At 68.7% G+C, this 20,549-nt stretch carries 22 protein-coding genes; 2 read left to right on the plus strand and 20 right to left on the minus strand.

The window, feature by feature from the left end; translation table 11 throughout:
* Positions 1-126 precede the first annotated feature (126 nt).
* On the plus strand, positions 127-717 hold the full coding sequence (locus tag ABT294_RS01755; RefSeq protein ID WP_350802802.1) for a cob(I)yrinic acid a,c-diamide adenosyltransferase: 591 nt from the start codon (positions 127-129) through the stop codon (positions 715-717).
* 27 nt (positions 718-744) lie between these two features.
* Here ABT294_RS01755 and ABT294_RS01760 read toward each other — a convergent pair whose 3' ends face one another.
* The 19 genes from ABT294_RS01760 to rpmE form a co-directional block, all read right to left on the minus strand.
* Positions 745-1,125, minus strand: coding sequence for a DUF2550 domain-containing protein (locus ABT294_RS01760; protein ID WP_350802803.1), 381 nt, complete (start codon positions 1,123-1,125; stop codon positions 745-747).
* 25 nt (positions 1,126-1,150) lie between these two features.
* Positions 1,151-1,552, minus strand: coding sequence for a F0F1 ATP synthase subunit epsilon (locus tag ABT294_RS01765; protein WP_350802804.1), 402 nt, complete (start codon positions 1,550-1,552; stop codon positions 1,151-1,153).
* Positions 1,553-1,616: 64 nt separating this feature from the next.
* A complete protein-coding gene (atpD, locus tag ABT294_RS01770) occupies positions 1,617-3,065 on the minus strand; it encodes a F0F1 ATP synthase subunit beta (RefSeq protein WP_350802805.1) in 1,449 nt (482 codons plus the stop codon).
* A 1-nt stretch (position 3,066) separates the two neighbouring features.
* Positions 3,067-3,969 carry a F0F1 ATP synthase subunit gamma gene (locus ABT294_RS01775; protein WP_350802806.1) on the minus strand — a complete coding sequence of 301 codons (903 nt, stop codon included), beginning with the start codon at positions 3,967-3,969 and terminating at the stop codon, positions 3,067-3,069.
* Between the two features lie 3 nt (positions 3,970-3,972).
* Positions 3,973-5,622 (minus strand): F0F1 ATP synthase subunit alpha, encoded by a 1,650-nt coding sequence (gene atpA, locus ABT294_RS01780; RefSeq protein ID WP_350802807.1) that lies wholly within the window; start codon positions 5,620-5,622, stop codon positions 3,973-3,975.
* 23 nt (positions 5,623-5,645) lie between these two features.
* Positions 5,646-6,455, minus strand: coding sequence for a F0F1 ATP synthase subunit delta (locus ABT294_RS01785; RefSeq protein ID WP_350802808.1), 810 nt, complete (start codon positions 6,453-6,455; stop codon positions 5,646-5,648).
* A complete protein-coding gene (locus ABT294_RS01790) occupies positions 6,455-7,006 on the minus strand; it encodes a F0F1 ATP synthase subunit B (protein ID WP_350802809.1) in 552 nt (183 codons plus the stop codon). The genes ABT294_RS01785 and ABT294_RS01790 overlap by 1 nt, the downstream gene beginning before the upstream one ends.
* A 31-nt stretch (positions 7,007-7,037) precedes the next feature.
* On the minus strand, positions 7,038-7,268 hold the full coding sequence (gene atpE / locus ABT294_RS01795; RefSeq protein ID WP_350802810.1) for an ATP synthase F0 subunit C: 231 nt from the start codon (positions 7,266-7,268) through the stop codon (positions 7,038-7,040).
* 71 nt (positions 7,269-7,339) lie between these two features.
* Positions 7,340-8,131: a F0F1 ATP synthase subunit A gene (atpB, locus tag ABT294_RS01800; RefSeq protein ID WP_350802811.1), complete on the minus strand. Its 792-nt coding sequence runs from the start codon at positions 8,129-8,131 to the stop codon at positions 7,340-7,342.
* 67 nt (positions 8,132-8,198) lie between these two features.
* Positions 8,199-8,414, minus strand: coding sequence for an AtpZ/AtpI family protein (locus ABT294_RS01805; RefSeq protein WP_350802812.1), 216 nt, complete (start codon positions 8,412-8,414; stop codon positions 8,199-8,201).
* 72 nt (positions 8,415-8,486) lie between these two features.
* Complete coding sequence (locus tag ABT294_RS01810) at positions 8,487-8,909, minus strand: Cg1360 family ATP-synthase-associated protein (protein ID WP_350802813.1); 423 nt, start codon at positions 8,907-8,909, stop codon at positions 8,487-8,489.
* A 130-nt stretch (positions 8,910-9,039) separates the two neighbouring features.
* Positions 9,040-10,320 carry a glycosyltransferase family 4 protein gene (locus ABT294_RS01815; RefSeq protein ID WP_350802814.1) on the minus strand — a complete coding sequence of 427 codons (1,281 nt, stop codon included), beginning with the start codon at positions 10,318-10,320 and terminating at the stop codon, positions 9,040-9,042.
* Between the two features lie 57 nt (positions 10,321-10,377).
* The gene (gene glyA, locus ABT294_RS01820; protein WP_350802815.1) at positions 10,378-11,643 is read right to left on the minus strand and encodes a serine hydroxymethyltransferase; all 1,266 of its coding nucleotides are present in this window, start codon (positions 11,641-11,643) and stop codon (positions 10,378-10,380) included.
* Positions 11,644-11,663: 20 nt separating this feature from the next.
* A complete protein-coding gene (locus ABT294_RS01825; RefSeq protein ID WP_350802816.1) occupies positions 11,664-12,041 on the minus strand; it encodes a hypothetical protein in 378 nt (125 codons plus the stop codon).
* Complete coding sequence (locus tag ABT294_RS01830) at positions 12,041-13,747, minus strand: hypothetical protein (RefSeq protein ID WP_350802817.1); 1,707 nt, start codon at positions 13,745-13,747, stop codon at positions 12,041-12,043. Before ABT294_RS01830 ends, ABT294_RS01825 begins: the two co-directional genes overlap by 1 nt.
* Before the next feature lie 88 nt (positions 13,748-13,835).
* Positions 13,836-14,483, minus strand: a complete 648-nt coding sequence (locus ABT294_RS01835) for an L-threonylcarbamoyladenylate synthase (RefSeq protein WP_350802818.1) — start codon at positions 14,481-14,483, stop codon at positions 13,836-13,838.
* 9 nt (positions 14,484-14,492) lie between these two features.
* Positions 14,493-15,347, minus strand: a complete 855-nt coding sequence (prmC, locus tag ABT294_RS01840) for a peptide chain release factor N(5)-glutamine methyltransferase (protein ID WP_350802819.1) — start codon at positions 15,345-15,347, stop codon at positions 14,493-14,495.
* Positions 15,344-16,396, minus strand: a complete 1,053-nt coding sequence (prfA, locus tag ABT294_RS01845; RefSeq protein ID WP_350802820.1) for a peptide chain release factor 1 — start codon at positions 16,394-16,396, stop codon at positions 15,344-15,346. Before prfA ends, prmC begins: the two co-directional genes overlap by 4 nt.
* Before the next feature lie 89 nt (positions 16,397-16,485).
* Complete coding sequence (gene rpmE / locus ABT294_RS01850; RefSeq protein WP_350802821.1) at positions 16,486-16,704, minus strand: 50S ribosomal protein L31; 219 nt, start codon at positions 16,702-16,704, stop codon at positions 16,486-16,488.
* Positions 16,705-16,921: 217 nt separating this feature from the next.
* On the opposite strand from rpmE, the gene ABT294_RS01855 reads away from it, so the two are divergent.
* A complete protein-coding gene (locus ABT294_RS01855) occupies positions 16,922-18,025 on the plus strand; it encodes a hypothetical protein (protein WP_350802822.1) in 1,104 nt (367 codons plus the stop codon).
* Between the two features lie 172 nt (positions 18,026-18,197).
* Here ABT294_RS01855 and rho read toward each other — a convergent pair whose 3' ends face one another.
* Positions 18,198-20,174, minus strand: a complete 1,977-nt coding sequence (rho, locus tag ABT294_RS01860) for a transcription termination factor Rho (RefSeq protein ID WP_350802823.1) — start codon at positions 20,172-20,174, stop codon at positions 18,198-18,200.
* Positions 20,175-20,549: the final 375 nt, after the last annotated feature.

Below are 20,549 nucleotides of genomic sequence, written 5' to 3' on the forward strand. Positions count from 1 at the left end.
AGATCCACTCCTTCGTCATGCGGTAATCGTGCCTTGCGGGCGATACGCCCAGGTAGTCGCGGAAATCACGGGCCGGATATGGATCCTGAGTCCGTCCGAGGTGACATTTGTCATTACGCTGAGGCCATGACGCGCGCAGACAAGGACAAGCCAGTCGTCCTCTCCCGCATCTACACCCGCACCGGCGACGACGGCACCACCACGCTCAGCGACCTGAGCCGGACGTCCAAGACGGACCCGCGCCTGGCGGCCTACGCGGACGTGGAGGAGGCCAACGCGCACCTGGGCGTGGCCCTGTCGCACGGGACGCTCTCGGAGGACCTGACGGCCGTCCTCGGACGCGTCCAGAACGAGCTCTTCGATCTCGGGGCCGACCTCGCCACCCCGGTCGTGGAGAACCCGGAGTTCCCGCCGCTGCGGGTGGAGCAGCCCTCCATCGACTGGCTGGAAGAGCAGTGCGACCGCTTCAACGCGGGACTGAAGCCGCTGCGCAGTTTCATCCTCCCGGGAGGCGACCCGGCGACGGCGCACCTGCACGTGGCCAGGGTCACGGTCAGAAGAGCGGAGCGGACGACCTGGTCGGCGCTGCACGAGCACGACGACATGAACCCGCTGACGGCCAAGTACCTCAACCGGCTCTCCGACCTGCTGTTCATCGCCTGCCGGGTGGCACACGCGGGCAACGAGGTGCTGTGGAAGCCGGGAGCGACCCGCTAGATCACAGGATCCGGCACGCCGAGCGAGTCAGGCGACGTCCAGGTACGCGCTGGGCGGCGCCGACTCCAGCCAGGCGAGGAACCCCGTGAGCGCGTCGGCGCTCATCGCCAGGGAGACGTCACGCGTGGAGCCGGAGCAGTCGACCGCGTACAGCCCGCCCTCCAGCTCCCTGCGGGCAGAAACGATCAGGCCGCGCCTCGCGATAGCGTGGCGCGGCCTGAGTCGCACACCCATGAGCGGGATCCAGTGGAGTTCCCCGTCGGCGTATCGGGCTACCCCGCTCCGCCAGCTGTGGTCGCCCACACGCAGCCGACAGGGGACGCTTCCCCTGGAGCGGACCAGCGTGAACCAGCGCAGGACCGCCAGGGCGGCAAGCAGCAACACGAAGAACAGAACCGCCGCTACCATGCCGCCCCCTGAGTTGTCGGTAGACCTAGACCTCTTCGCCTGCGGCGCGGAGCCGGGCCCTGGCGCGCTTGGCCTCGATCGCCGCGTCGACGTCTTCCTGGTTGGCCTCGACCGAGGCCTGGGCCCGCTCGAGAGCGTCGCGGGCAGCCGCGACGTCGACCTCGGAACCGAGCTCGGCCACCTCGGCGAGGATCGACACCTCGTCGTCGGCCACGGAGATGAAGCCCCCGTGCACGGCCGCGACGAGTTCGTCCTCGCCCTCACGCTTGACCCGCAGCACGCCGCCCTCGACGAGGACGCCGAGCACGGGTGCGTGTTGCGGCATAATACCGATCTCGCCGTCGACCGTCTTGGCAATCACCATGTCGGCCTCGCCCGACCAGATCTCACGCTCGGGTGAGACAACCCCTACGCGTAGCTTCGCCACTGGTGTAGGTTCCTTTCCGATCAGGTGGCGGCACGGCGTCGCCGCGCCGCCACCGTGGGGCGATTTAGCGGCGCTCGAGTTCCTTGGCCTTGGCGATGGCCTGGTCGATGCCGCCCACCATGAAGAACGCCTGCTCGGGCAGGTGGTCGTACTCACCCGCGCAGAGGCCCTTGAAGGAGGCGATGGTCTCGTCCAGCGGCACGTTCTCGCCCGGCTGGCCGGTGAACGCCTCGGCGGCGTACATCGGGTGCGACAGGAACCGCTCGATGCGACGCGCCCGCTGCACCGTGACTTTGTCCTCTTCGGACAGCTCGTCGATACCGAGGATCGCGATGATGTCTTGGAGCTCGCGGTACTTCTGCAGGATCCGCTTGGTCTCCTGGGCCACCCGGTAGTGCTCCTCGCCCACGATCTGCGGGTCGAGGATGCGGGAGGAGGAGTCGAGCGGGTCCACCGCGGGGTAGATGCCCTTCTCCGAGATCGGCCGCGAGAGCACGGTCTGCGCGTCGAGGTGCGCGAACGCGTTGTGCGGCGCCGGGTCGGTGATGTCGTCGGCGGGCACGTAGATCGCCTGCATGGAGGTGATCGAGTGACCGCGCGTCGAGGTGATGCGCTCCTGGAGCACACCCATCTCGTCGGCCAGCGTCGGCTGGTAACCCACCGCGGACGGCATGCGGCCGAGCAGCGTCGACACCTCGGAACCCGCCTGCGTGAAGCGGAAGATGTTGTCGATGAACAGCAGCACGTCCTGCTTCTGCACGTCGCGGAAGTACTCCGCCATGGTCAGCGCCGACAGCGCGACCCGCAGACGGGTGCCCGGCGGCTCGTCCATCTGGCCGAAGACGAGCGCGGTGTCCTTGAGGACGTCCGCCTCCTCCATCTCCAGCCAGAGGTCGTTGCCCTCACGGGTGCGCTCACCCACGCCGGCGAAGCACGAGGTGCCACCGAAGTTGCGGGCGACCCGGCGGATCATCTCCTGAATCAGAACGGTCTTGCCCACGCCGGCGCCGCCGAACAGGCCGATCTTTCCACCCTGCACGTACGGCGTGAGCAGGTCGATGACCTTGATGCCCGTGACGAGCATCTCGGTGCGGGACTCGAGCTGGTCGAACGCCGGGGACGGCCGGTGGATGCCCCACCGCTCAGAGATCTTGAGCGACGAGGTCGGCACGTCAAGCGTCTCGCCCAGCGCGTTCCACACGTGGCCCTTGACGACGTCGCCGACCGGCACCGAAATGGGAGCGCCGGTGTCCTTGACCGCCTGGCCGCGGACCAGGCCGTCGCTGGGCTGCATGGAGATGGTCCGGACCACGTTGTCGCCCAGGTGCTGGGCGACCTCCAGGGTCAGGGTCTTGGTCTCACCGCCGAGGGTCACCTCGACCTGGAGAGCGTTATAGATGTCCGGCATCGCCTCGACGGGGAACTCCACGTCGACGACGGCGCCGGTGACACGTGCCACGCGGCCCGTGCCGGCCGCCGCGGCCTCTACGTTTTCAACAGCCTCTGCAGTCATTTCACTCTTTCCCCGCTGCGGCGTCAGCGAGCGCGTTGGCGCCACCGACGATCTCGCTGATTTCCTGGGTGATCTCCGCCTGGCGAGCCTGGTTCATCTCCTGGGTGAGCACCCGCATGAGCTCGTTGGCGTTGTCGGTCGCGGACTTCATCGCGCGGCGCCGTGCGGCCTCCTCCGAGGCCGCGGACTGCAGCAGCGCGGTGAAGATACGGGACTCCACATAACGCGGGAGCAGCGACTCCAACACGTCGGCAGCGGTCGGCTCGAACTCGAAGTACGGCGGGATCGCGGTGGCCTCCGTCGCCTCGGTCTCCTCGACCTCCAGCGGCAGGACGCGCTTGACCACGACGTTCTGGGTCAGCATCGAGACGAACTCGGTCGAGACGATGTGGATCTCGTCGATCCCGTTCTCGTCCTTGAACGAGTCGATCAGCGTCTGCGCAATCTCCTTGGCGTCGGCGTAGGACGGCTTCCTGGAGAAGCCGACCCACTGGCCGCCCATGTCGCGGCCGCGGAAGGAGTGCCAGGTGACACCCTTGCGCCCGGTGACGAACGGGACCACGGTCAGGCCGCGGCTCTCCAGCAGCCCGCGCAGGGCCTCGGTCTCGCGCAGCACGTTGGCGTTGAAACCGCCGCAGAACCCGCTGTCACTGGTGACGACGAGGACGCCCGCCTTGGCGGGGTTCTCCTTCGCCACGGTCAGCGGATGGTCGACGCTCGCCGCGTTGCTGACGACGCCGGTGACGGCGCGAGTGATCTCACGCTCGTACGGCAGCGCCGCCTGCATCCGCTGCTGCGCCTTCACGATCCGTGAAGAGGCGATGAGCTCCTGGGCGCGCGTGATCTTCGCGGTCGACTTGACCGAGCTGATCCGCCGCCGCAGCAGCCTTAGCTGGGCACCCATGTCCTACTTCTTCTCCGCCGGACGGACGACCTTCTTGATCTTCTCCTGGCCGACCTCTTCGGCGCCCAGCGGCGCCACCGGCTCGTCCTTGACCAGCAGTTCGCCCGAAGAGGTGGTGAAGCTCTTCTTGAAGTCCGTGACGGCGTCCTTCAGAGCGGTCACCGTGTCGTCGGACAGGTCCCTGGTCTCCCGGATGGTGTCGAAGATGCCCTTGTGCGAGGTCTGGATGTGGTCCAGGAACTCGGACTCGAAGCGACGGACGTCCTCGATCGGTACCTCGTCCAGCTCGCCCGTGGTGCCCGCCCAGATCGAGGCCACCTCGCGCTCCAGCGAGAACGGGCTGTACTGGGGCTGCTTGAGCAGCTCCACCAGCCGCTGGCCACGCTCCAGCTGAGCCTTCGACGCGGCGTCCAGGTCGGAGGCGAAGGCCGCGAAGGCCTCCAGGTCACGGTACTGCGACAGCGACAGACGCAGCGTGCCCGCGACCTTCCGCATGGCCTTGGCCTGCGCGGAGCCACCGACTCGGGACACCGAGACGCCCACGTTGATGGCCGGACGCACACCGGCGTTGAACAGGTCGGTCTCGAGGAAGACCTGGCCGTCGGTGATGGAGATGACGTTGGTCGGGATGAAGGCCGAGACGTCGTTGCCCTTGGTCTCGATGACCGGCAGACCGGTCATCGAGCCGCCACCCATGTCGTCAGAGAGCTTGGCGCAGCGCTCCAGCAGACGGGAGTGGAGGTAGAAGACGTCGCCGGGGAAGGCCTCACGGCCCGGCGGGCGGCGCAGCAGCAGGGAGACGGCGCGGTACGCGTCCGCCTGCTTGGTCAGGTCGTCGAAGACGATCAGGACGTGCTTGCCCTGGTACATCCAGTGCTGACCGATCGCCGAGCCGGCGTAGGGCGCGATGTACTTGTAACCAGCGGGGTCGGAGGCAGGGGCGGCGACGATGGTGGTGTACTCCATCGCGCCGGCCTCCTCCAGGCGAGCGCGCACCTGCGCGATGGTCGAGCCCTTCTGGCCGACCGCGACGTAGACGCAGCGGACCTGCTTGGCGGGGTCGCCGGAGGCCCAGTTCTCGCGCTGGTTGAGGATGGTGTCGACGGCGATCGCGGTCTTGCCGGTACCGCGGTCACCGATGATCAGCTGGCGCTGACCACGGCCGATCGCGGTCATGGCGTCGATCGCCTTGATGCCGGTGGCCAGCGACTCCTTCACGGGCTGCCGCTGGACGACGGTGGGGGCCTGCAGCTCGAGGGCACGAATGGCCTCGGCCTCGATGGCGCCCTTGCCGTCGAGTGGGTTGCCCAGGGGGTCGACCACGCGACCGAGGAAGTTGTCGCCGACGGGCACGGACAGGACCTCACCCGTCCTGCGGACCGTCTGGCCCTCCTCGATGCCGCTGAAGTCACCCAGGATCACGGCACCGATCTCGCGGGTGTCGAGGTTGAGTGCCAGGCCGCGCGTGCCGCCCTCGAACTCGAGCAGCTCGTTCGCCATCGCCGAGGGAAGGCCGGAGACATGGGCGATGCCGTCGCCACAGTCGACGACGGTCCCGATCTCCTCGCGCGCGGCGCCTTCCGGTTCGTACGCCTGGACGAAGCGCTCAAGCGCGTCCCGGATCTCGTCCGGCCGGATCGTAAGCTCCGCCATCTCTACTCTGTCTCCCTATTCGCCTAGCCGGCCAACCGGCGGCGGACTTCTTCGATTCGTCCCACAATGGTGGTGTCGATGATCTCGTCGCCGATGCGGACCGAGAACCCACCGAGCACTCGCTTGTCCACCTCGACGTTCAGGTGCACGTCGCGACCGTAGGAGGTGCGTAGCCACGCGCTCAGGCGCTGCCTCTGCTCCTCGGACAGCGCGATCGCGCTGCGCACCACCGCGACGAGGCGCTGGCGCTGCTGAGCGACGAGCTGGCCGAACTCCTCCAGGCCCGCTTCCAGGCTACGTCCTCTCGGATGTACGGCAGCCTGCGCGATGAGCCGCAGGCTGGGCTCCGCGACCTTGCCGCCGAGCAGGTCGCGCAGCAGCTGCCGCTTGCCCTCCTCGGGGACGGCCAGGTCGACGAGGACGCGACGCAGACCGGTGTTGGCGGCCACGATGCGGCCGAAGCGGAAGAGCTCGTCCTCCACGTCGTCGAGCTTGCCGAGGCTCTCGGCCTCGGCGGTCGCGGCCGCGACGCCGAACCTTTCCAGCGCGTCGGCCAGGTCACCGGGGCGCGACCACTTGGCCGAGACCGCGGTCTCGCTCGTGGCGAGCGCGGCCTCGCTGACCTTGCCCGCGAGCAGCGTGCGCAGCGTCTGCGCCTTCTGCTCGCTGGGCCTGGCCGGGTCGGACATGGCACGGCGCAGGCCGTGCTCCCGGTCGAGCAGGTCGGCGACAGCGAACAGCTCGTCGGAGAGGGTGCCGAGGTCGGCGCTACCGGCGACCGCGTTGAACCGCTCCTCGACCTCTGCCAGCGAACTCCTGCTCAGACCACGCATCAGCGCACCGCCTCTGCGCCCGAGCGCTCCAGCTCGTCGAGGAACCGGTCGACCGTGCGGCGCTGCCTGACCTCGTCCTCAAGGGACTCGCCGACGATGCGGCCGGCCAGATCCGTCGACAGACGACCGATCTCGGTACGGAGCTGGGCGAACGCCGCCTGGCGGTCGGCCTCGATCTGGGCGTGCGCCGCCTCGACGAGGCGACGGGCCTCGGCCTGCGCCTCCTCGCGGAGCTCTGCCTTGATCTGCGCGGCCTGCTCGCGAGCCTCCTCGCGCAGCCGGGCGGCCTCGTGCCTGGCCTCGGCGAGCTGGTCGCGGTACTGCTGCTGCAGCGCCTGCGCCTCCGCCTGGGCCTCCTCTGCCCTCTTGATGCCACCCTCGATGGCGTCGGTGCGCTCGGCCAGCGTCTTCTGGATACGCGGGACGAGCAGCTTGCCGACGACGAAGAGAACGACGAAGAACGAGAAGATACCGACGACGAGCTCGTAGGGATGCGGGATCAGAGGGTTGGCAGGCCCCTCCGCCGCGAGGAGCGTAGCTGCCTTGATCATGTCTGCAGCCTTTCGTCAGAGATTTCTGGTCTTAGAGCTGCGCGAAAATGAACGGCGCGACCAGACCGATGAGGGCCAGGGCCTCGGTGAGGACGAAGCCGAGGAGCATGTTCTGGCGGATCAGGCCGTAAGCCTCGGGCTGGCGCGCGATGGCCTGCACGCCCTGACCGAAGATGATGCCGACGCCGATGCCGGGGCCGATGGCGGCAAGACCGTAACCGATGGCGGTGACGTTGCCGGAGACCTCAGCGAGAACGCTCATTGCTGTTTTCCTTTACTGGACGGCCGGTGATCGGAGTTTCACCGGTCATGGATATTCCGGTCGTTGGTTCTCTAGTGCTCTGGGTGCAGCGATCCACCGATGTACATCGCGGCCAGCATCGCGAACAGGAACGCCTGCAGGAACTGGATGAACATCTCGAACCCGGTCAAGATAATGGTCATGACGACGCCGATGACGCCGACGGGCGCGCCGAGCGGGGTCAGTTTCTCGAACAGGAACCAGAAGCCCACCATGCTGAAGAACGCCAGGAGCATGTGGCCGGCGAACATGTTCGCGAACAGTCGCACGGCGTGCGTGAACGGCGCGATGATCAGGTTCGACAGGAACTCGATCGGCGCGAGGAGCAGGTAGATCGGCTTCGGCAGCCCCGGCGGGAACATCATGTTCTTGAAGTAGCCGATCGGGCCCTGGGTCTTCATGCCGAGGTAGACCTTGAGCACGTAGATCGTCAGCGCGAGCACCGCTGGGAAGGCGATGTGCGAGGCCACGGGGAACTGGATGATCGGGATGACGCCCATGATGTTCCACAGGAACACCAGGAAGAAAAGGGTGACCAGCAGGCCCATGTAGCGGTCGGCGTCCTTGCCCAGGAAGGGCCGGGCGACCTGGTCGCGGACGAACATGTAACCGTATTCGGCGACGTTCTGCACACCCCTGGGCACGATCTTCGGGTTGGCGAAGGCGGACCAGCAGAAGACGATCACGACGATCGAGGTGAGGATGGCGAGCAGAACCGGCTTGGTCAACCAGTCGACCCCAGGAATGATGGGGGGAAGATCGAACAGCTCGTGAGGCGTCGGCGCCCCGAACTGATCGTCAGCGAGGACCGTCAGCGCAATCACGCGGCGTTCCCTTCAACGTCGTAGTGGATCACAAGGATTTCCTCAGCAAAGTGGTCGCGGTGCGGAGCTAGCGACCGTACTTGCGGTAGACCAGATACACGGACAGCACGACCCCCAGGACGACGCCTATGGGGAAGAACGCGGACGTGTCGAGCCAACGGTCCAGCAACCAGCCAGCTCCGCCGTAGATCGCCATCCCGGCGAGCAGGTAGCTGGGGATCGACCATGCGGCGTTGGCGAAGTCCTGGCCGTCGTCTTCCGGCCGGCGTTTCTGTTCGCTCATCGCGCGCCTGACGATAGCAGGCAAGGAGAGGACTAGTCATATCAGGCCTCATCCCTTTACCTGTTGGCTTCGTCATGAGTCGCCATGCCCGGGAACCTTGGCGTCGGGATCGACGTACAGCATTTTCGTCTTGATGAACGCTCGAACCTCGAAGGCCGTCCAGACGATCGTGCAGACCACCACGGACCAGGCGAACGCCCTCGAATTCCAGGCGGTGGTATCGCCGAAAGTGGCCAGCATCAGCATGATGACGACCACTTTGACGAGATAACTGCCCATCGCGGCGATGGCCATCATCTGGGGGGAGATCCGGGAGGCATAGGACACGGCTACCACGCTGATGCTGAAGAAAACGCCGACCAGCAACGTTCCGACCGCCGCGCCCAGCGCACCCTTGCCTCCGGAGAGCAGCAGCGCCACGACGACGGCGACCACCCCCACCGCCAAGGTGGGCAGCGCGGCGCTCTTGAGTACGCGCACGTCGTTGGCCTGCATCAGTGCTCCAGAAACGAGTTGTCAAGCGAGCGTTTGCTACCCCCAGAGCATGTGCATTGGGGGCCCCTGCTCGTGAAAGATATCACAAGCTCACGGAAGACCGCTTTTACCTGCCGTTTCTAGTTCACGATCATGATCGACCCGGGAATGCAGGAATGACCGGTTTCCCCTCGGCGCTCGCCCGTTCCTGCGACGGCCCGTCAGGGCGCCGAGCCTGCCCTCTGACCTGCGTGTCAGGCCTGACGGGCGGCATCGGCCCGGTGGGCGGGCCGTCATCGTCGTCGTCGCGGCTCGACGCGTGCACGCCGCCCCTGCCCCGCCACCGCGGCGCGGCCATCAACACCAGGACGCCGAGGGCGAGCAGAATCAGCGGAAGGAAGAGCAGGACCGGCACACCGATCTTCGACATCACCACGATGCCGAACGCGAACAGGAACGTCCACGCGTACATGATCAGGACGGTCCGGCGGTGGGAGTGGCCGATGTCGAGCAGCCGGTGGTGCAGGTGACCGCGGTCGGGCGCGAACGGCGACAGGCCCTGTGAGGTGCGCCTGACGACGGCGGTTATCAGGTCGATGAGCGGCAGAACCAGCACCGCGGCCGGGATGATCAGCGGCAGCAGCACCCCGAACTTGTTCATGTTCTCGATGACGGACGGGTCGAGCGGCGTGACGGTGACGATCGAGGAGGCCAGCACCAGCCCGATCAGCATCGCGCCGGTGTCGCCCATGAAGATCTTCGCCGGGTGGAAGTTGTGCGGCAGGAACCCCAGGCAGATGCCGATGAGGATGGCGGCGATGGCGGCCGTGGTGTCGATGCGCAGGCCGCTGATGCTCTCCTTGAGGAAGATCGAGTAGGCCCAGGTGGCCATGGCCGCGATGCCGACGATCCCGGCCGCGAGCCCGTCGAGCCCGTCGACGAAGTTGACCGCGTTGATCGCCACGACCACGACCAGGATCGTGATGATCGTGCTCAGCGTGTAGTCGAGGCTGGTGGAGCCGCCCCAGTCCTTCGGCAGCGGGATGTAGGTGAGGCGGAGCCCGAAGTAGACCAGCACCCCGGCGGCGGCGACCTGGCCCGCCAGCTTGATGAAGGGGTCCATCCCCCACCAGTCGTCGAGGAACCCGGTCACCGTGATCAGGCCGCCGGCGATGATCAGCGCCAGCACCGGCTGGCCCTCGGACTTGCTGAGCGCCTCGCCGGTCTTGGTCAGCTCGCTGGCGACCAGCAGCCCCGCGACCAGCCCGCCGTACATCGCCAGGCCGCCCAGCCTGGGTGTCGGTGTGGTGTGCACGTCACGGGCGCGAACCTCGGGCACGGCGCCGATGCGGATGGCGAAACGGCGCACGAGTGGCACGAGCAGGTACGTCACCGCTGCCGCGATGAGCGCCATGAACAGGTATTCGCGCACGGACCTAGTTTCCCGGATGCTCCGGCCAGCTGTGACCGGAAAACGACACAGACCAGCTTAATATTCGCTGAGATATGGCTGATGGATGGCGAGAAGCGCCGCAACCCGCTCCCGCACGCTCGCCGCGGTTCCGGGATGTCGAACGGCCTGTGCCACCAGAGTGCCTACCTCTTTGAGCTCCTGAGGCCCCATGCCCTGGGTGGTGACGCACGGCGTGCCGACGCGCAACCCGGACGTGATGGCCGGTGGTTCTGGATCATACGGGATCGCGTTGCGGTTCAGCGTGATCGCCGCCTCCGCGCAGCGCCTCTCGGCCTCCGCGCCCGACACTCCCAGCTCGCGCAGGTCGATCAGTGCCAGGTGGGTGTCGGTGCCCCCCGACACCGGCCGCATCCCCTCGGCCGCCAGCGCGTCGCACAGCGCCCGCGCGTTGACCACCACTTTCCTGGCGTAGTCGGCGAACTCCGGCCGCATCGCCTCCCCGAACGCCACCGCCTTCGCCGCCACCGCGTGCATGAGCGGGCCGCCCTGGATGAACGGGAACACCGCCCTGTCGATCCGCGCGGCCAGCTCCTCCGTGCACAGGATGCCGCCGCCGCGCGGGCCGCGCAGCGCCTTGTGCGTGGTGAAGGTGACGACGTCCGCGTACGGCACCGCCGACGGGATCGCCCCGCCCGCCATCAGCCCGATCGGGTGCGCCACGTCGGCGAGCAGCCAGGCGCCCACCTCGTCGGCGATGCCGCGGAACACCGAGAAGTCGATCAGCCGGGGGTAGGCGGTGGCGCCACAGACGATCACCTTCGGCTGGTGCCGCAGCGCCAGGTCCCGGACCTCGTCGTAGTCGATGAGCTCGGTATCGCGCCTGACGCCGTACGAGACGACGTCGAACCACCTGCCCGAGAAGTTGACCTTGGAGCCGTGGGTCAGGTGGCCGCCGTGCGACAGCGCCATCGCCAGCATCGTGTCGCCCGGCTGGAGCAGCGCGGCGTAGGCGGCCAGGTTCGCCGACGCGCCCGAGTGCGGCTGGACGTTGGCGTGCTCGGCGCCGAACAGCCTGCGCGCCCGGTCGATCGCCAGCCGCTCCGCGCGGTCGACGACCTCGCACCCGCCGTAGTAGCGCCTGCCGGGATAGCCCTCGGCGTACTTGTTGGTCAGGGTGGATCCGAGCGCGGCCAGGACTGCGGGCGAGGTGAAGTTCTCGCTCGCGATGAGCTGGATGCCGCCGCGAACCCTGTCGAGCTCGTCGAGCAGCACCTGAGCCAGCTCCGGGTCCTGCCGCTGGAGCAGGCCGAAGTCTGGACCGTAGTAGGGTTCACCACCCATTTTCCTACTGTACGACCGATCTACTGGAATGCGTGGGGCGCCCCGGCAGAGCTGGGAATCCAGCGAGGGGTGTCGGCGGCCTCGTCGCTGATCGAGGTGAGCACCGCCTGCCGGTACAGGGCGAGCCTGGAACGCCACTGGGCGATGTCCTCGACGTAGCGCTTGCCCACGGGGGCGTCCCACGTCTGCGGGCTCCTGGCGAGCTGGTAGGCCTTGTCCAGGGACGTTGTGAGCGTGTCCAGGAGAGGCAGGACGGTCTGCCACGCCGTGACCAGGCGCTGGTACTCCGGGTTGAACTCCCAGGTCCTCGGCTGGCCGTCGAGGGGGTTGGCGGAGGAGGACGCGGGCGGCTTCTCGCCGGGTTGGCGGGGCTGGGGGGCGGGCGGGTCCACGTACATCACGCGCTCCTCTCCGGTGTGCCCGGGTCGACCGATCCCGGCGGGCCGTCGGGGCCGACGTCCCTCGGCGCCCACTCGCCGTGGCCGTACTCGCCCGCGGGCACGTCCACGGAGGGCAGGTCGAGGGGCTGGATGTCGCGGGCGTGCTCGACGACCGTCCTGAGGGTGTCGAGGTCCATCGGCCGGGCGTCCACGGAGACCACGTCGCCGCCGTCCGCCAGGGCCGCGCCTGCCTCGGTGGTGTGCTGCGCGACCAGCGTGATCGAACCGTCGCCCGTGGTGGGGGGCCGCGCCACGTGCGTCGCCGTGGCGTCGCCGCCGACCGTGCTCGGGGTCTGCGGGACCTGTGTGGCGGAGGTGTTGTCACCGGCCGGCGCGGTCGGCGGGATGACGTCGCCGGTGCGCGGCGTGGTGGGTGTTGCCGTGCCGTCGGTGGGCGGAGTGGTGGGTGTTGCCGTGCCGTCGGTGGGCGGTGTCGTGGGCTGGGTCGTTCCGTGTGTGGGCGGAGTGGCCGGTGTGACCCGGCCGTCGGTGGGAGGGGTGGTGCCGTCGGTCGGCGGAGTGGCGGGTGTTGTCGTCGTGCCGTCACTGGGTGGCGGCGTCGGTTGGACGGTGCCGTCCGTCGGCGGTGTCGTCGGCCTGGTGCCGTCGGTGGGAGGCGTGGTCGGTTGGTTCGCGCCGTCGCAAGGCGTGGTGCCCGTGGTGGAGGGCGTGTCCGTGGGGTCGTTACGGGGGACGTCGATGGGCTGGACGTTCCTGGCATGGTCGGCCGCGGAGGCGTCGGAGTTCGGCGGGGTGGCGTTGGCGACGTCGCTGCCGTCGTTCGCCCAGGGGTTCGTCGCCTCCGTGCCGGTGCCGGTGGTGCCGTTGTGTGCTCCGTGGGGCATGGCCGGCATGTCGGCGGGACGGATGTGGTCGATGTTCCTCAGCAGGTCGTCCAGCTCGGCCGCGGTGGGCGGGTCGATCGGCACCTGCAGCACCTTGACGCCGTCGACCACGACCACCTGGGGCTTGTGCGCATCGGGGTGGTTGTCGATCGGAGTGGTGCCCGTGGGGGTGTCGCCGGTTTTCGGGGTGCCGGTGGCCCTGGGGTCCTCCGTGGCCCGCGTGCCGTCGCCGGTCCTGGTGTCGTGGCAGGGCTTCCCGTCGTCGCCCGTCCTGACGTCGCCGCCGGTCTTCGGCGTGTCCTTCGGCTGAGCGTCGTCGGCCTTGGGGGTGTCCTTGGGGTGGGTGTCGCCGGTTTTCGGGGTGTCCTTCGGCTGGGGGTCCTCGGCCTTGGGGGTGTGTTTCGGCTGCCCGTCGCCCGTCCTGGGGGTGTCCTTGGGGTGGTCTTCGCCGGTCTTCGGCGTGTCCTTGGGCTGAGCGTCGTCGGCCTTGGGGGTGTCGGCTCGGGGGTTCTCGTACCTGGCGCGCTCGTCGCCGTGCCGCTCCTTGGCGTCGCCGCCGAGCGTGGCCCCCGTTTCGGCCGCCTTCGGCCGGTCGGCCTTCTTCTCCAGCAGCGTCAGCCTGGTGTTGACGTCGCGGACCATCTCCTCGGCGGTGTCGGCCACCTGCGCGGGACGGTACGTCGCGTGCGTCGCCAGCCCGGCCGTGCTCATGGCCTGCGTGACCCGGCCCTCCATGGTGCGCAGCTGCGTGGTGGCCCGCTTCACCTCGGCCAGCAGATCGCGAACCAGCTTGGGATCCATGCCGTCGAACTTGCCCATGCGCCACTCCCGGACCTGTCGCCGCTCCAGGATTCACCGTACGCACGCGAGGCCCGCGGCCGCAGCCGGGATAAGCAGACGGTATACGTCACTCGTCGGTGGCGACGTACCCGATGATGCCGCGCAGCTTCTGCACGGGGATGGCGCCGCTCCTGAGCATCCTGGGCACGGCCGTGGTGAGGTCGAGGATGGTGGACGGCGTGTCGTCGGTGGTCTTGCCCCCGTCGAGGTAGACGGCCACCGAGTCGCCGAGCTGCTCCTCGGCCTCCTCCGCCGTGGTGGCGGCGGGGGCGCCGGAGCGGTTGGCGCTGGAGACGGCCATCGGGCCGGTCTCCTTGAGCAGGTCGAGCGCGACGGGGTGGAGCGGCATCCGCAGCGCCACCGTGCCCTTGGTGTCGCCGAGGTCCCACGACAGCGCCCGGTTGGCCTTGCACACCAGCGTAAGCGGGCCGGGCCAGAACGCGTCGATGAGGTCCTGCCCGTAGGGGCCGAGGTCCTCGACGAGCGCGGTGGCGGCCCTGACCGTGCCGACGAGCACGGGCGGCGGCATGTCGCGGCCCCTGCCCTTGGCGTCGAGCAGGGCGGCGACGGCGGTGTGGGTGAAAGCGTCGGCGCCGATGCCGTACACGGTGTCGGTCGGCAGCACGACGAGCTCGCCGCGCCGCACGGCGGCCGCGGCCTCGGTCAGGCCCTGGGCACGCTGCTCCAGGTCCGTGCAGTCGTAGCGGTTGCCCATGGCGTGCTCCTAGTCCTGGCCCAGTCGGGCGGTGACGAAGCGGTCTCTTCTGGTGAGATCCTGGCGGAGGCGCACGTCGCGCCAGCCGTTGTCTTCGGGGAAGGTCAGGTAGACGTCCCTGCCCTGCTGGTCGGCGTGCTCGACGGCGGCCCAGCCACCGGGACGCAGCAGCCGACGGGCCGTGCGCTCGACGGCCCGCACCTCGCCGAGCCCGTCGTCGCCGGTGCCGTACAGCGCCCGCGTCGGATCGTAGTCGCGGACCTCGGGGTCACGCGGGATCGCGCCGGGCGGGATGTAGGGCGGGTTGGAGATGACCAGGTCGACCTTGCCGTTCAACTCGGGCAGGGCTTCGGCGAGGTCTTCCGGGTGCAGGTGGACGCGGCCCTGGCCGTGCTCGCTGATGTTGCGCTTGGCCCACCCGTACGCGTCGGGATCGACCTCGACGGCGTGCACCTCGGCGAGCGCCACCTCCTGGGCGATCGACAGCGCGATCGCGCCGGAGCCGGTGCCGAGGTCGACGACCAGCGGAGCCGTGACGTCCATCGCGCGCAGCGTCTCGATGGCCCAGCCCGCCATGACCTCGGTCTCGGGACGCGGCACGAACACGCCCGGCCCGACCCTGAGCTCCAGGTAACGGAAGTAGGCGTGCCCGGTGATGTGCTGGAGCGGCTCGCGGGCCTCGCGCCTGGCGATGCCCTCCCAGAACAGGGCGTCGAAGTCGGCGTCCTTGATCGTGTGCAGCTCGCTTCTGCGCACGCCGTGGACGAAGGCCGCTATCTCCTCCGCGTCGGTGCGCGGGGAGGGCACGCCTGCCTCGGCCAGCCGGGCGGTGGCGAGAGCGATCTCGTCCAGCAGAAATGTCATGAGTGTTGTGCGAGCTTCTCCGCCATCTCGGCGTCGATGAGGGCCTGGGTGACGGCGCTGAGCTCGCCGTCGAGAACCTGGTCGAGGTTATACGCCTTGAAGCCGACGCGGTGGTCGGAGATGCGGTTTTCCGGGAAGTTGTAGGTGCGGATGCGCTCGGAGCGGTCGACCGTGCGCACCTGGGACTTGCGCTCCGCCTGCGCCGCGGCGTCGGCCTCCTCCTGGGCGATGGCCAACAGCCGGGCGCGCAGGATGCGCAGCGCGGAGTCCTTGTTCTGGAGCTGGCTCTTCTCGTTCTGGCAGGAGACCACGGTGCCGGTGGGCAGGTGCGTGATGCGGACCGCGGAGTCGGTGGTGTTGACGCTCTGACCGCCCGGGCCGCTGGAGCGGTAGACGTCGATGCGCAGGTCGTTGGGGTCGATCTGGACGTCGACCTCCTCGGCCTCGGGGTAGACGAGCACTCCGGCGGCGCTGGTGTGGATGCGACCCTGCGACTCGGTGACGGGCACCCGCTGCACGCGATGGACGCCACCTTCGAACTTGAGCCTGGACCACACGCCGTCGTCGCCCTTGGCCTTGATCGCGACCGTGACGTCCTTGTAGCCGCCCAGGTCGGAGGGCTGGGAGTCGATGATCTCGGTCTTCCAGCCGATGCGCTCCGAGTAGCGCAGGTACATCCGGAGCAGGTCGCCCGCGAAGAGCGCGGACTCCTCGCCGCCCTCGCCCGCCTTGATCTCCATGATGATGTCCTTGTCATCGTTGGGATCGCGCGGGATGAGCAGGTGCTTGAGCCGCTCCTCCAGATGGGGGATGCGCTCCTCGATCTCGGCGGCCTCGGCGGCGAACGCGTCGTCCTCGCTCGCCAGCTCCCTGGCGGCGGTGAGGTCCTCGCGGGCCGAGTCGAGCTCGCGGTAGGTGCCGACGATCGGGGTGAGCTGGGCGTAGCGCTTGCCGAGCGTGCGGGCCTTGTTCTGGTCGGCGTGCACGGCGGGATCGGCGAGCTGCGTCTCCAGCTCGGAATACTCCTTGAGCAACTCGTCGAGATTCACCGTGCGTCCTTCTTCTGGGTGGTACCGGGCGATTTACCAACAACGCCGACCCGGCGCACGAGCGTGCGTCCGGGCCGGCGTCGGTTGGGCTAGTTGCCCGAGGACTTCTTGCCGAAGCGCTTCTCGAAGCGCGCCACCCGGCCGCCGGTGTCGAGGATCTTCTGCTTGCCCGTGTAGAACGGGTGGCAGGCCGAGCACACGTCGGCGTGGATGACGCCGTTCTTCGCGGTGCTGCGGGTGGTGAACGTGTTACCGCAGGAGCAGGTCACCTGGGTCACGTGGTAGTCGGGGTGGATATCGGCCTTCATGGCTGTCCTTTCGGGGTGCGGCCGCCGGGTCGCCAGCGTGGCGGGAACCGGAACCGCTCAATGGTCAGCTACCAGTGTGCCAGATGCTGTAACCGTCCCAGGCCACCAGGCATTCCCACGATCTTTATGACGAAGGCACCCCAGTCACACTAGGCTCCGGCGCACAAACCATAACTTTCCCCACATATGGGATCGAGCCCGAAGGACAGACCAACACATGAAGAGAAGGGTGCGGTTGCTTCTGGCGACCGCCACGGGGGCCGCGATTCTCCTGGGAGGCGCCGGCCTCTCCGCCACGGCCGCGCAGGCCTCACAGCAGGCTCTGACGGCCGGGGACGACTTCACGGGGGACGCCTCGGCCAACGCCCACGTCCCGCTCCAGAGCGACGTCGAGGCGACCGTGACGCTCAGGCTCAAGGACCCGGACTCGGTCAGGAGCAGCATCACGGGCAGCATCGAGCCGCCCGGCAAGTCGGCCCGCGGGGTGAGCTTCGACTTCACGCCGAGCACCTCGACGGGCACCTCGACGGGCACCTCGACGGGCACCCCCAGCGCCACCCCGTCCCCGTCCGCCGACCGGACCATCACCGGCAGGTGGACGATCAGCAAGGACGACCCCGTCGGCGACTGGAAGCTGACGGTCAACGTCACGCGCAACGGCGGCTCGCAGTCGACCGCGTTCGTCGTCAAGGTCACCGGCAAGCAGGGCATCTCCGGCGCCAACGTCACCCCCGACCCGGTCAAGCTGGTCAAGGGTGAGGACGTCAAGGTCACCGTCGAGGCGTCCGTGAAGGACGCGAGCACGGTCTCCGCCAAGCTCGTCAGCGACACGACCAACGAGTACTACGACCTCGGCGACCTGTCCAAGGACTACGACGGCTACTACCGCGGCACCACGTACTTCAGCGACGACACCGCCCCCGGCGCGTGGACCGTCGAGATCTACGCCAGCCGCGACGGGCAGGCCCTCAAGGGCGTCGGCTCGTTCTCGGTCGAGGCCCCGGCGGGCGGCGCCTCCAAGAAGGCCAAGGCCAGGGTCACCATCAACGCCCCGGCCAAGGTGAAGAAGGGCAAGACCTTCAAGGTCTACGGCAAGGCGTACCGCGGCACCAAGGCCTACAAGAACAAGACCCTGGAGGTGTACTTCAAGGCCAAGGGCGCCAAGTCGTACAAGCTCCTGGGCTTCGCCAAGGCCAACTCGAGCGGCAAGTACTCCAAGACGTACAAGGCCAAGAAGGACGGCTACTTCCGCGTGAAGGCGCCGGGCACCGGTTCCACCCGCAGCGCGCTGTCGCCGCAGGAGTTCGTGGACGTCAGATAGCCGGTACGGCCCGCATCCCCAACCCCGGATGCAGGCCGTATCAGCGCCCTCGGGCATCAGCCCGGGGGCCGGCGCCCGCCACAGAACGCGCAGAGGCGGCCGGGGACTCCCCCCGGCCGCCTCTGTCATGTCATGAGCGGCACGTCACCGCGCCGCGGTCACGACGCTGGACCTAGTCGCGGTCGTTGCTCACGGTGGTCTTCTGGACCTGCAGGAGGAACTCCGCGTTGGACTTCGTCTCCTTCATCTTCTCCAGAAGCAGCTCGAGAGCCTGCTGCATGTCGAGCGCGTGCAGCACCCGGCGCAGCTTCCAGACGATCTGGAGCTCTTCCTTGGCCATGAGGATCTCTTCCTTACGGGTGCTGGACGCGTCGACGTCCACCGCGGGGAAGATGCGCTTGTCGGCCAGGGAGCGGTTGAGCTTGAGCTCCATGTTGCCGGTGCCCTTGAACTCCTCAAAGATGACCTCGTCCATCTTGGACCCGGTCTCGACCAGGGCCGTGGCGAGGATCGTCAGCGAGCCGCCGTTCTCGATGTTCCGCGCGGCGCCGAAGAAGCGCTTCGGCGGGTACAGCGCGGTCGAGTCGACACCACCCGACAGGATGCGGCCGCTCGCGGGAGCCGCGAGGTTGTAGGCGCGCCCGAGACGGGTGATGGAGTCGAGCAGCACGACCACGTCGTGGCCCAGCTCCACCAGGCGCTTCGCCCGCTCGATGGCGAGCTCGGCGACCGTGGTGTGGTCTTCGGCCGGACGGTCGAAGGTCGAGTGGATGACCTCGCCCTTGACCGACCGCTGCATGTCGGTGACCTCTTCAGGGCGCTCGTCCACGAGCACGACCATCAGGTGGCACTCGGGGTTGTTGTGGGTGATCGCGTTGGCGATCGACTGCAGCACCATCGTCTTACCGGCCTTGGGCGGCGAGACGATGAGACCGCGCTGGCCCTTGCCGATCGGCGAGACGAGGTCGATGATCCGCGTGGTGAGGACGTTCGGCTCGGTCTCGACACGCAGGCGGTCCTGCGGGTAGAGCGGCGTCAGCTTGTTGAAGTCGGGCCTGTTGCGGGCCTGGTCCGGGTCCATGCCGTTGACGGTGTCAAGGCGGACCAGGGCGTTGAACTTCTCGCGCCGCTCGCCATCGCGCGGCTGCCGGACGGCGCCGGTGATGACGTCGCCCTTGCGCAGGCCGTTGCGGCGGATCTGGGCGAGCGAGACGTAGACGTCGTTGCTGCCGGGCAGGTAGCCGCTCGTGCGGACGAACGCATAGTTGTCGAGGATGTCGAGGATGCCGGCGATCGGGATGAGCACGTCGTCGTCGCCGATGACGGGCTCGCTGCTGTCGAAGCGGTCGCGGCCACGACCGCGGTTGCGCTCCCTGAAGCGGCCCCTGCGGCCACGCCCGCCGCGCTCGTCGTCGTCACCGCGCTGGTCACCGCGCTGATCGGCACGCTGGTCACCGCGCTGATCGCCACGCTGGTCGCTGCGCTGGTCACCGCGGCCGCCCGCGTCGGCGGCGCGCTCGCGCTGGTCGGCGCGGTTGCCGTCGCGCCCGTCGCGGGAGTCGCGGGAGTCGCGCCCGCTCTCGCCACGGCCGCCCTCTCCGCGGTCGTTGCCGGGCCGGTCGCCACGGTCGCGGCGCTCACCGCGGCTGCGGCGCTCGCGGCGGCTCTCGCCCCGCTCGCCTCGGCTGTCGTTCGCCGGGTCGGCAGACTGCGCAGCCTGCTCGACGACCGGCTCGGCCTGCGCGACCACGGGCTCGGCGGCCTGCGCCACCGGCTCGGGAGCCTCTACGGCAGGCGCCGGGGCGGGCTCTTCCGCGGCCCGCGTACGGGAACGTTCCCGACGGGCACGGGTGGGCCGCTCCGCGGCGGGCGCCGGGTCGGCGGCGGCAGGCGCCTCCGCTGCGGCAGCAGGCGCGCTGTCTCCGGTACCGCCACCCTGCTTCTCCTGGATGGCCGCGATGAGCTGGCTCTTCCGCATCCGCCCGGTCCCGCTGATGCCCAGCTCGGCAGCCATTTTCTGCAGCTCGGGCAGCACCTTGGCGGACAGGCCGGTGCCAGAGCGACGCGCGCGCGGCTTGGCCGCGGCGCGGGTGGGGGTGTCGCCGGACGCACCTGATGCGTCGGAGAGGAGTTCGGTGGTGTCGCTCAACTAAAAGGTCCTTCCCAGGGGTCGGGCGCCGGGTTTGTTCTGCCGGACGTCCCGGAGGTGCTTGCGATCCGGCGGGACAGACCGGGTCGGGGTGCACGTTGCGATCTTCGGCCGCCTCTGGGGACGGCCGCCACTCTTGGGGAGGGGCTCGTCCAGGCCGCCACAGGACGGTGGCGCGTGGATAACACCCCCCAGATTGCTGTCGCCAGCCAGATGTCGAGTGATTCGAACGCGCAGGCCCCCGTCGCCACCGCCTCACGTTGGGCCAACCGGGTGTGGGCCAACCGGAGGCAACGGATTCCGGGGAGACAGCCGCGCTGCTCACGCCTCGCGACGTGAAGCATGATGCAGCGATGTGTGGCTGACAAGCACGCA

Source organism: Nonomuraea sp. NPDC000554 (assembly GCF_040300065.1).
In the GTDB taxonomy this organism is placed as follows: Bacteria; Actinomycetota; Actinomycetes; order Streptosporangiales; family Streptosporangiaceae; genus Nonomuraea.